Source organism: Sphingomonas paludis, from assembly GCF_053502515.1.
The window spans coordinates 1,999,396-2,010,236 of the sequence record NZ_CP187558.1 but is presented as its reverse complement, the minus strand read 5'-3'; the positions used below and the strand labels follow the sequence as shown (position 1 = coordinate 2,010,236).

Annotated in this window: 10 protein-coding genes; 7 read left to right on the top strand and 3 right to left on the bottom strand. The window is 64.9% G+C overall.

Annotated elements, in window-relative coordinates:
- Positions 1-12: 12 nt before the first annotated feature.
- Complete coding sequence (locus tag ACPVPU_RS09685) at positions 13-807, bottom strand: citryl-CoA lyase (RefSeq protein ID WP_448657735.1); 795 nt, start codon at positions 805-807, stop codon at positions 13-15.
- Between the two features lie 110 nt (positions 808-917).
- Here ACPVPU_RS09685 and ACPVPU_RS09680 point away from each other — a divergent pair, with 110 nt between their 5' ends.
- From ACPVPU_RS09680 to ACPVPU_RS09655, 6 genes are all read left to right on the top strand, one after another.
- On the top strand, positions 918-2,063 hold the full coding sequence (locus ACPVPU_RS09680; protein ID WP_448657734.1) for a CaiB/BaiF CoA transferase family protein: 1,146 nt from the start codon (positions 918-920) through the stop codon (positions 2,061-2,063).
- Between the two features lie 59 nt (positions 2,064-2,122).
- Positions 2,123-2,935, top strand: coding sequence for an IclR family transcriptional regulator domain-containing protein (locus tag ACPVPU_RS09675; RefSeq protein ID WP_448657733.1), 813 nt, complete (start codon positions 2,123-2,125; stop codon positions 2,933-2,935).
- Positions 2,936-3,126: 191 nt separating this feature from the next.
- Complete coding sequence (locus tag ACPVPU_RS09670) at positions 3,127-5,337, top strand: TonB-dependent receptor (RefSeq protein ID WP_448657732.1); 2,211 nt, start codon at positions 3,127-3,129, stop codon at positions 5,335-5,337.
- Between the two features lie 66 nt (positions 5,338-5,403).
- A complete protein-coding gene (locus ACPVPU_RS09665; RefSeq protein WP_448657731.1) occupies positions 5,404-5,955 on the top strand; it encodes a VOC family protein in 552 nt (183 codons plus the stop codon).
- Complete coding sequence (locus tag ACPVPU_RS09660) at positions 5,952-6,779, top strand: alpha/beta fold hydrolase (RefSeq protein WP_448657730.1); 828 nt, start codon at positions 5,952-5,954, stop codon at positions 6,777-6,779. Before ACPVPU_RS09665 ends, ACPVPU_RS09660 begins: the two co-directional genes overlap by 4 nt.
- A 14-nt stretch (positions 6,780-6,793) precedes the next feature.
- The gene (locus ACPVPU_RS09655) at positions 6,794-7,930 is read left to right on the top strand and encodes a cobalamin-independent methionine synthase II family protein (protein ID WP_448657729.1); all 1,137 of its coding nucleotides are present in this window, start codon (positions 6,794-6,796) and stop codon (positions 7,928-7,930) included.
- 19 nt (positions 7,931-7,949) lie between these two features.
- On the opposite strand, the gene ACPVPU_RS09650 is transcribed toward ACPVPU_RS09655, so the two are convergent.
- Both ACPVPU_RS09650 and ACPVPU_RS09645 read right to left on the bottom strand, forming a co-directional pair.
- Positions 7,950-8,144, bottom strand: a complete 195-nt coding sequence (locus ACPVPU_RS09650) for a hypothetical protein (RefSeq protein WP_448657728.1) — start codon at positions 8,142-8,144, stop codon at positions 7,950-7,952.
- A 10-nt stretch (positions 8,145-8,154) separates the two neighbouring features.
- Positions 8,155-9,477, bottom strand: coding sequence for an MFS transporter (locus ACPVPU_RS09645; RefSeq protein WP_448657727.1), 1,323 nt, complete (start codon positions 9,475-9,477; stop codon positions 8,155-8,157).
- A 156-nt stretch (positions 9,478-9,633) separates the two neighbouring features.
- Here ACPVPU_RS09645 and cyoA point away from each other — a divergent pair, with 156 nt between their 5' ends.
- Positions 9,634-10,833 carry a ubiquinol oxidase subunit II gene (gene cyoA / locus ACPVPU_RS09640; RefSeq protein ID WP_448657726.1) on the top strand — a complete coding sequence of 400 codons (1,200 nt, stop codon included), beginning with the start codon at positions 9,634-9,636 and terminating at the stop codon, positions 10,831-10,833.
- Positions 10,834-10,841 lie beyond the last annotated feature (8 nt).

The window sequence follows — 10,841 nt, the reverse complement described above, 5'->3', positions numbered from 1 at the left end:
TCGGCAGCAACGCTATGCCGGATCGCTGTCCCCTTCGACATAGTCGATCCGCTCCGCCGCCGCGCCGGACAGGATGAAGCCGATCGGTCGTTCGATCTCTTCGTTCAGATGCCCGATCAGGCTGGCCGTGCGCGCCAGCAGCGAAATACCCTTTAGTGCGCCCAGCGGAAAGCCGACGTCCAGCATCACCGCCGGGATCGCACCGTTGACGTTGATCGGCAGGGGCCGGCCAATGGTGTCGGGCAGCGCGTCGCGGATCGCATACAGCATCGCGATATGCTTGCCCGCGACGCCCTTTTGCCGGGCCAGATCGAGCAACAGCAATGCGCGCGGATCGCCCGCCGAATGCTGCGGATGGCCGAACCCCGGAATGGCCTTTTTCTCCGCGCGCAGCCGCCGGATGCCCTCGGCTGCGATCGCCGACAGGTCTCCGCCCTCACCCGCCGCCGCCACCCGCTCGGCATAGAATTGCCCGGCCACCTCGGCACTTCCCAGCACCACCGAACCACAACCCAGCAATCCGGCAGCAACCGCCCCGTGAAACGCCTCCGGTGCCGCGGCATAGGTCATGCGCGCGGCAACGACGCTGGGTACCAGGCCATGCTCGGCGATCGCCGCCAGCACCGCATTGGCGAAGAAGCGCTGCGTCTCGGTCGGCTCGCGCCCGGTGACCAGCAACCAGAAATAGCTGGTAAAATCCATCTGGCCGATGATGTCGCCGCACAGGTCGCGGCCGCGCACCGTGATGCTGTCGGCATCCGATGTGCAGATGGATGTGTGGGGCGCGTCCTGCTTGCCGATGCGCATGAAACTGGCTCTCCGGTGAGTATTCGGTGCGACCCGAGGCGGAACTTCGTTTTACGAAGTTGATTTCGTATATCGAACTTTCTATGACCGGCATACAGGGAGACGTCAACATGGCAACGCCGCTTTCCAATGTCACGGTGGTGGAAATGGGCACGTTCATCACCGGCCCGGCGGCCGGGATGTTGCTGGCCGATCTGGGTGCCGACGTGACCAAGGTCGAACGGCCCGATGGCGGCGATCCGTTCCGCGCCTTCAACGGCGGCTATTACAGCCCGCATTTCCAGACCTATAATCGCAACAAGCGGTCGGTGACGATGGATACCCGCGGCGGCGACGATCTTGCCCGGTTCGATGCCATGATCGCCGAAGCGGACGTGTTCATCCAGAATTTCCGGCCTGGCGTCGCCGACAAGCTGAATATCAGCCCGGAACGCCTGCGTGCCATCAATCCGCGTCTGATCTATCTGTCGATCTCCGGCTTCGGGCCGACCGGTCCCGACCGGGATCGCCCCGCCTTCGACACTGTGGCACAGGCGGCCAGCGGCTTCCTGCGGCTGCTCGTCAATCCCGAAAGCCCGCGTGTGGTCGGCCCTGCGCTGGCCGATGCGATCACCGGCTTTTACGGGGCGTACGGCGTGCTGGCGGCACTGCATGAACGCGCGACTACCGGCAGGGGGCGGCTGGTCGAGGTATCGATGTTCGAGGCGATGGCCCATTTCAACCTCGACGATTTCACCCATTACCTGTCCGAGGGCGAGGTGATGGGCCCATACAGCCGCCCCAACGTCTCGCAATCCTATGTCTTTCAGTGCGCGGACGGCGACTGGATCGCGCTGCACATGTCGTCGCCGCCCAAATTCTGGGAAAATCTGGCGACGGCGGTCGGCCAACCGGACATGCTTCAACGCCCCGAATTCGGCACCAGAAGCGCCCGCATCGCCAATTACGAAAAGGTCGCGGCGTTTCTGGCCCCGATCTTCGCCACCCGGTCGCGCGCCGAATGGTGCGCCGAACTGGGCCGCCTAGAAGTGCCGCATTCCCCGGTCCATACCGCGCCCCAGGTGCTGGAAACCGAACAGGCACGGCATCTGGGTCTGTGCGTCGAGGATCCGGGCGGCCCCCACGGCCCGTTCCGCACCATCCGTTCGCCAGTCAGCTTCGACGGCGAGCGGATGACGTCGGTCACCGCCCCGCCGGTGCTGGGACAGCATAATGAACGGTTCGGAATGCCGCCCCGCGCCGAAGCGGCTGAATGACCGCAGGCCACCCGGACGGTGCGGCTTGCCGGGATGCGTCCGGTTCCGTAACGCGGGGCATGACCGACGAACCGCGCGACGGCAAGGACAGCGAATATCTATCCACCCTGGAACGGGGGCTGCGCGTATTGCGGGCGTTCGACGCCGCGCACCCGGAAATGCAGTTGAGCGAGGTCGCGCAGATTACCGGGCTCAGCCCCGCAGTTGCCCGCCGCTGCCTGAACACGCTGGTTCAGCTCGGCTATGTCGCGCAATATGGTCGCAAGTTTCTGTTGCGGGCAGAGGTGCTGGCATTCGGCACCAGCTATCTGTCGTCGATGAACGTCGATCAGATCGTCGTGCCGCCGCTGCAACAGGTGCGGGATGCAACCGGTGACAGTTCGTCGATGGCGGTGCTGTCCGGCGACGACATCCTCTATGTCGCGCATCTGTCCACCAATCGCCGGATCCGGCTGGGCGCCAGCGTCGGAACCCGCTTTCCCCTCCATGCGACATCGATGGGCAAGGTGTTGCTGGCGCATCAGTCGCAACAGGCGCTGGACGCCTATCTCGCGCGGGCAACCCTCACCCGGTTCACGGAACGCACGATTACCAGCCAGGACGCACTGGTCGCCCGGCTGAACGATGTGCGCACGAATGGTTATGATTCCGCGCTCGACGAACTCGATTACGGACTGGTCTCGGTCGCGGTACCGGTGTTCGATGCCGATCGCCGCGTGGTTGCGTCCATCAACTGCTCGACGCTGACGACTCGCATTTCGCAGGACGAGCTGGTGCGGACCCGCCTGCCCTTGCTGCGCGATGCCGCTGCGGAGATTGGCGGCGCGCTGCAACGCTGGCCGGCGCTGCTGCATTCCCTCCACATCGGCTGATCTTCTCCATTGTCAGGCTGGATCGTCGGAGCGCTACGCCTTCCGCGCAACACCCTTGCCTTATCGAAACGAAACTTCGCATATCGAACTTGACTTCGTATGACGAAGTGTTCAGCCTGCAGCATTGCCAGGGATAGCGCACCCGGGGACAACAATCGGGGCGCGGTGGCATCGACAGGGGAGGTTTCCGAATGAAGCACGTCACCACCGGCTTTCGCGCTCTGGCCGCGTCGTCCTGCTTGGCTCTAGCGGCCGCGCTCGCATCCCCTGCCGCAGCACAGGATCGGCCGGTTCCGGCAGACACGGGCCAGGAACAGGCTCAGGACTCGGGCGACATCGTCGTCACCGCGCTTCGCCGCGACACCCGGCTTCAGGATACCCCAGCTGCGATCACCGCGTTCGACGCCGGTTCGATCGAGGCGGCGGGCATCGATCGTCCCTCCGACTTCATCGACCTGACCTCGAACGTCCAGCTGGTCGAGACGCAGAATGTCGGCAACGCCTTCGTCATCATCCGCGGCATCACCCAGAACCGCAATTCCGAACCATCGGTCGCGGTGGTTGTGGACGGCGTGCAGCAAGTGAACGCCGCCCAGTTCAACCAGGAGCTGTTCGACATCGAGCAGATCGAGGTGCTGAAGGGGCCACAGGGCGGTCTCTATGGCCGCAACGCCATCGGCGGCGCGATCGTCATCACGACCAAGGACCCCAGCGACGAGCTGGAGGGCCGGGTGATGGCCGGGATCGACAACGGCTTTGGCTACACCATCCGGGCGGGGATCAGCGGTCCGCTCAGCGACACGCTCAAGTTCCGCCTGTCCGGTTCGTTCCGCGACACCGACGGCTATATCCCCAACACGTTTCTTGGCGAGGATGCCGATCCGGTCCGCGATTTCTCGGTCCGTGGCAAGCTGCTGTGGCAGCCGACCGACGCGCTGACCGTCGATCTGCGCGGCTTTTATTCGCGGCTGGAAACCCAGGCATTCTATTACAACATCGTCGCCGACGTGAACGATGTCAGCCTGCCGGTGCGGGTCAACAATGCGGGTCAGAACGACCGCGACATTTACAGCTTTTCCGCCAAGGTCGAATATGATGCCGACTGGGGCAATATCCGCTCGGTCACCTCCTATGACAAGATCAGCGAAATCCTGACGGGCGACGCCTTCGACTTCCTGCCCATCCCGGACTCGCTGTTCTTCAACATCCTCGGCTTCGACCTGAACCAGAGCCAGTTTCTGGACGTGCGCGCGATCAGCGAGGATCTGCGCATCTCGTCCAACGACGATTCCGCGTTCAGCTGGTCGATCGGCACCTATCTGATCCAGACCGACCGCTATATCTCGACCGGCAATCTGGTCGACAGCGGCAACGGCGTGTTTCCCGTCTATCGCACCCCCAGCACCAATCCGCTGAACCCGCAGGCGACGTTCCTGGCGGACAGCCAGGACAATTTCGCCTGGGCCGTCTATGGCGGGCTCGGCTACAAGTTCAGCGACCGGTTCCGCGTCGATGCCTCCCTCCGCTACGACCGCGACAACCGTGAAAACACCACGCTCACCCCCCAGCCGTTCATCCCCGTCGTTCCCGGCTTTCCCACCGGCACCACCGGCGAAGTGCGCGAGCGGTCCTTCTCGTCATGGCAGCCGAAGATCACCGCCACCTGGACGCCAAATCGCAACCTGACCCTTTACGGCGGATACAGCCGGGGCTTCCGCTCGGGCGGCTTCAACCAGACCGGCGTCGGCGCGGTGGCGGCGGGCACGGGCGTCGTCGGCGTAGCCGATATCTATGAAGCGGAAATCGCCGACACGTTCGAAATCGGGTTCAAGAGCAGCCCGTTCGGCCGTCTGCTCACCTTCAACGGCAGCGCCTATACGACCGAATCCAGAAACGGATATTTCTTCGTCTTTCTGGCCGCCAACTCCACCCAGAATCTCGGGAACGTGCCAAAGGCGCGACTGCGGGGCTTCGAACTTGAAAGCACCCTCCGGCCCGCGCCCGGCCTGGACTTCAACCTGGGGCTTGGCGTCACCTATTCGGACATCCGCGAATTTCCCGATCCCACTGTGATCGGCAACGAAGCGCCCTTCATCTCCCGCTACACCCTCAACGCGGGCGGCCAATATGAAACGGCGATCGACGGCGGCGATCTGAAGGCGCGGGTGCGCATCGACTATCGCCGCATCGGGCGGACCTGGTTCGATGTCACGAACTCGACCTCGCGCGATCCGGTCGATCTGGTCGATACCCGCGTGGCGCTGGATAATGGCCAATGGACCCTGTCCGCCTTCGCCGACAACCTGTTCGACAAACGCTACAACGCCGAATTCTCGCCCGGCGGCTTCGTGTTCAAGGCGCGGCCGCGCGTGTACGGGCTTGAGGCAACGGTGAAGTTCTGATCGGATGGCTGTCCAAGCTTTTTCCGGGTGTACCCCTTCTCAATTGAACCGCATGGAGCTGCATCGATGACTGCTTCCCTTCCCACCCGCCTCCACCACACGGCCTATGTGTCGAAGGATCTGGAGGCGACGCGGCATTTCTATGAGGATATCCTCGGCTTTCCGCTCGTCGCCACCTGGTGCGAACAGGAGGAGCTGTTCGGGCGCGAGCGGACCTATTGCCACCTGTTCTTCGGGATGCAGGACGGCAGTGCGCTGGCCTTCTTCTCCTTCGCTGATCCCGCGGATCAGGCGGAGTTCGGGCCGGAACTGCCCCCCAGCCCCTTTCGGCACATCGCGCTGACGGTCGATGCACAGGCGCAGGCGGAACTGGAGCGCCGGATCATCGCCGCCGGGATCGAGCCGCCGGCCACCTATGTCCTCGAACATGGCTATTGCCGCTCGGTCTATGTCACTGATCCCGACGGCATGATCCTTGAATTCACTCAGGATGCGCCCGGTTCCGACGCCATCAATGCCGCCCGGCGCCAGGATGCCCATGCGGAGCTGAAACGCTGGCTGGCTGGCGATCACCGGCCGAACAACGACGTCCGGCATCTGTTGCAACCAGCCCAGTGAGCATCGGCGCCGCGCTGACCCTGAACGAACCGGCGGTGACGGATGGGGTCGGCGCCATGGCGGATGTTGCCGTCGATGGCGGCACCCTGGCTTGTCTCCGGCTGGGATCGGGGCCGCAGCTTGTGATGCTCCACGGCTGGACCCTGGATCACCGCAGCTGGACGCCCCAGCATCCGCTCGCTGGATCGCACCAGTTGATCCTGCCCGACCGCCGCGGGTTCGGCCGGTCCAGCGCCGCTGCGTCGCCTGACTCCGAATGGCGGGACATCGACCGGCTGGTCGGCGATGATCGGTTCGTCCTGCTCGGCCTGTCGCAGGGGGCCGGCGTCGCACTGGATTACGCCCGTCGGCAACCTCACCGGTTGATGGGGCTGATCCTGGTCGGGACGCCGCTGCATGGAATCGTCCCGAACGGCGGCGGCGAACCGGCCATTCCGCGCGGCGACTATGCCGACCTGGTCCGTGCCGGGCGGATCGACGCGGTGCGCAGCCAGTGGCGACGCCACCCGCTCACGCGCGTCACTCCGTCGGCCCAGCCGCTGCTGGATGCGATCCTGGCCGATTATGATGGCCGCGACCTGATCGGGGCTAATGCGGCGTTGCAGTTCGCGGCCGACGATATCGCGCAGCTGCCGATGCCGGTACTGGCAATCGCCGGAGCGGATGACACCGCCTGGCGGCGTCAGGTCGCCGCCTGGATCGCCGCCACCGCGCCCAAAGGCTGCCACGCCCGGATCGATGGCGCGGGCCACCTGTGCAATCTCGATGCACCGGATACGTTCAACGCGATCGTCGCCGATTTCCTGTCCTCGCTTCCTTGCTGAGAAAGACCGCATCGATGACCCATGGCCGTTTCCTGACCACCCATGTCGGCAGCCTGCCGCGCGAGGACGACCTGATCGCGCTGATGTTCGCCAGCGAAGAAGGGCTCCCGCTCGACCAGGCGGCGGTCGCTGCCCGGGTCGAACAGGCGGTCGACTATGTCGTGCGGCGTCAGGCCGAGGCGGGGCTGGATATCGTCAACGACGGCGAACAGTCGAAACCCAGCTACGCGACCTATATCAAAGATCGGCTGAACGGCTTCGGCGGCAGCGGCAACAGCTATGTCTTTGCCGATGTGGAGGATTTTCCGGGGGTGAAGGACCGCATCTTCGGCGATCCCGGCCGCCGCCACCGCAAGACCCCGGCGTGCAACGCGCCGATCACGGTCAAGGACATGACGGCGGTGGAAGCGGACACCCGCACGCTGAACGCTGCGGTCGCGAAGCATGAGGGGCGACAGGCGTTCATGAGCGCCGCCTCCCCCGGCGTCACCGCCCTGTTCTTCGCCAACGACTATTATGACAGCGACGAGGCCTATTTGTTCGCCCTCGCCGAGGGCCTGCGCCACGAATATGAAGCCATCGCCAATGCCGGCATCCTGCTTCAGATCGACTGCCCCGATCTCGCCATGGGCCGCCATACCCAGTTCCGCGACCTGAGCCTGTCGCAGTTCCGCGACCGGATCATGCTGAATATCGAGGCGTTGAACCGCGCCACCGCCAACATCCCGCCGGAACGCCTGCGGATGCACCTGTGCTGGGGCAATTATCCCGGCCCGCACCACTGCGACGTGCCGATGCGCGACATCATCGACCTCGTCTGGCGCGCGCGTCCGCATGCCATCCAGTTCGAGGCGGCCAATCCCCGCCACGCGCATGAGTACGAGCTGTTCAAGGAAATCGGCCTCCCGGACGGCAAGGTGCTGATCCCCGGCGTGGTCGAATGCCAGTCCGGCTATATCGAACATCCCGAGCTGATCGCACAGCGGATCGGCCGCTATGCCGACCTGGTCGGGCGCGACAATGTGCTGGCCGGGGTCGATTGCGGCTTTTCGGTCCATGTCGGGTCGGGCGGCGTCGACCGGGAAGTCGTCTGGGCAAAGATGGCCGCCCTGGCAGAGGGCGCCCGGATCGCCAGCGCGCGCTACTGGTGACGCCCGGCGCCGCTGCGGCTTACTGAAACAGCCGGGCCAGCGCCAGGAACAGCGTCGCCCCGCCGATCGGCGCGACCAGCAACATGACGATGTTGACGCCGACGATCTGGAACAGGCGCTTTTCCTGCATCCGGTCGATGCGCCGGGGCGGTTCGGGCCGTGGCGGGGCCGGATCGTCCGGCGGCGGCCAGTCGGGGTCGAAGCTGACGAACACCCGCCCCGCCCTATTGCTGCTTGCCCAGTTCGCGGTTCGCCCACAAAGCCGCCAGCGTCGCCACCGCGCCCGACAGCAGATAGGTGCCCGACGCGATCAGCCCGTAATTGGCCGACAGCCACAGGGCAGCAAGCGGCGCAAAGCCCGCGCCGAACAGCCAGGCCAGATCGGAAGTCAATGCCGACCCGGTATAGCGGCGCTTCTGGCTGAAGCTGGCGGACAGCGCGCCCGACGACTGTCCGAACGCCAGGCCGAGCAGGATGAAGCCGGCGAACATGAACACCGCCTCGCCCGTCCCGCCCGCATCCAGCAGCTGCGGGGCAAAGCCGCTGAACGCCGCGATCGCCACCGCCGTCGCGGCCAGCAGGTTGCGGCGGCCGAACCGGTCGGCCAGCTTGCCCGACGCCAGGATGGCCAGCACGCCGACGGCCGCCGCCGCCGCCTCGATCAACAGGAACCGCACCGGCGATTCATCGGTAAACAGGAACACCCAGCTGAGCGGATAGACGGTCACCATGTGGAACAGCGCGAAACTGGCCAGCGGTGCCAGCGACCCCAGCACGATGACCCGCCATTCGGTGCGGATCGTCTCGATCACCGGTGCGGGTTGCAAGGTCCGCTTTTCGAACAATTCGCCATATTCCGGCGTCACCACGATGCGCAGCCGGGCGAACAGCGCAACCACGTTGATCGCAAAGGCGACGAAGAACGGATAGCGCCAGCCCCATTGCAGGAAATCCTCCGCCGGCAACGCCGCGATCAGGAACGCGAACAAAAGGCTGGCGACGATCAGGCCGAGCGGCGCGCCAAGCTGCGGGATCATCGCATACCAGCCGCGCCGGTCCTGCGGCGCGTTCAGCGCCAGCAGCGACGCCAGGCCGTCCCATGATCCGCCCAGCGCCACGCCCTGCCCCATGCGGAACAGCGCCAGCAATAACGCCGCCCAGATGCCGATGCTGGCATGACCGGGCAGAAAGGCGATCGCGGCGGTCGACCCGCCCAGCAGGAACAACGCCATGGTCAGCTTGGCGCCGCGCCCATAGGCGGTGTCGACCCACGTAAAGAACGCCGTCCCGACCGGCCGGGCCATGAATGCCAGCGCGAACAGCGCGAAAGACCACAGCGTCCCGGTGAGCGGGTCCAGATAGGGAAATATCAGTTTCGGAAACACCAGCACCGATGCGATGGCATAGACGAAGAAGTCGAAAAACTCCGACGTCCGTCCGATGATGACCCCGATGGCGATTTCGCCCGGTGCGATCCGATGGCCGTCGTCATTGACGTCGCGGGCATCGTCCTCTGCTTCGGTCGTTGGCACGGCGGTGGTGGTCATAGGCGGCTTTCCACGGGCTGGATCAGTTTATTCCGGGGTCAGTGCGAACCATAACGCATCACGACCGTTTTGGTGCTGTGCCGATTTGCCCCGGGACTGGGTATTGGACAAAATGTCCAATGTCGCGGTCCGGCTGTCCAGAATAAGTGGATCGACATGACCAGGATGCCGTCGCCCCTTCGCCCCGTCCGCGTGATCGCAGCGCTGGTCGCGCTGTCCATGCTGGGTGCCTGCAACATGATCGTGCTCGACCCGGCCGGCGACGTCGCCCGGCAACAGGGCAATCTGGTGATGATCTCGACTGCGCTGATGCTGCTGATCATCGTGCCGGTGATGGCGGCGACGGCGCTGTTCGCATGGCGCTACCGGGCGGGGAACAAGGCTGCGACCTACAAGCCCGACTGGGATCACTCGACCCAGCTTGAATTGCTGATCTGGGCCGCGCCGCTGATGATCATCATCTGCCTCGGCGCGCTGACCTGGGTCGGCACCCATCTGCTCGATCCCTATCGCCCGCTTGCCCGCACTGCGCCGGGCAAGACGGTGGCGGCGGACATCCAGCCGCTCGAGGTTCAGGTGGTGGCGCTCAACTGGAAATGGCTGTTCATCTATCCCGAACTCGGCGTGGCCTCGGTCAACGAACTCGCCCTGCCGGTCGACCGGCCGGTGCAGTTCCGCATTTCATCGTCGTCGGTCATGAACAGCTTCTACGTGCCGGCAATGGCCGGACAGATATACGCCATGCCCGGCATGGAGACGAAGCTGCACGGCGTCCTGAACGAACGCGGCACCTTTACCGGCTTTTCCGCCAACTATTCCGGCGCCGGCTTCTCGAACATGCGCTTCGCGGTGAAAAGCCTGGATCAGGCCGGATTCGATGCCTGGGCGATGACCGCGCGGGGCAGCGGCCTTGCGCTCGACCGGGCCAATTATCTGAAGCTCGAACGGCCGAGCGAAAAGGTGCCGGTGATGCGCTTTGCCTCGGTTGAAAACGGGCTGTTCGACCGGGTGGTCAACCTCTGCGTCGAACCGGGCAAGATGTGCATGCACGACATGATGGCCATCGACGCGAAGGGGGGTCTTGGCCGTGCCGGGCTCTACAATGTCCGCCAGCTCGAATATGACAAGGCGCGGGCGCGCGGTACCGCCGATGGGCAGACCGCTCAGGCGCAGGGCCAGGCCTATGTCGCCGAACTGTGCACCAACCCCACCATGCTTGGCAAAGGGGTTGCGGCTGCCATGGTTCGCCGGGTCGACCTGACGCCGCTGACCGGGGCCAATCTGCCCCGCCCCGGCGGCGCCAGGGCCGCTGACGGGCCGTCGACCGCGCAAACCAATTCCGTTCCGCTTTCCTGAAACACGGT

Excerpts from the sequence above, each read along its gene's own strand:
- ACPVPU_RS09680 (WP_448657734.1), top strand. The coding sequence starts at position 918 with ATGGCAACGCCGCTTTCCAATGTCACGGTGGTGGAAATGGGCACGTTC.
- cyoA (WP_448657726.1), top strand. The coding sequence starts at position 9,634 with ATGACCAGGATGCCGTCGCCCCTTCGCCCCGTCCGCGTGATCGCAGCG.
- ACPVPU_RS09655 (WP_448657729.1), top strand. The coding sequence starts at position 6,794 with ATGACCCATGGCCGTTTCCTGACCACCCATGTCGGCAGCCTGCCGCGC.
- ACPVPU_RS09675 (WP_448657733.1), top strand. The coding sequence starts at position 2,123 with ATGACCGACGAACCGCGCGACGGCAAGGACAGCGAATATCTATCCACC.
- ACPVPU_RS09670 (WP_448657732.1), top strand. The coding sequence starts at position 3,127 with ATGAAGCACGTCACCACCGGCTTTCGCGCTCTGGCCGCGTCGTCCTGC.
- ACPVPU_RS09685 (WP_448657735.1), bottom strand. The coding sequence starts at position 807 with ATGCGCATCGGCAAGCAGGACGCGCCCCACACATCCATCTGCACATCG.
- ACPVPU_RS09665 (WP_448657731.1), top strand. The coding sequence starts at position 5,404 with ATGACTGCTTCCCTTCCCACCCGCCTCCACCACACGGCCTATGTGTCG.
- ACPVPU_RS09645 (WP_448657727.1), bottom strand. The coding sequence starts at position 9,477 with ATGACCACCACCGCCGTGCCAACGACCGAAGCAGAGGACGATGCCCGC.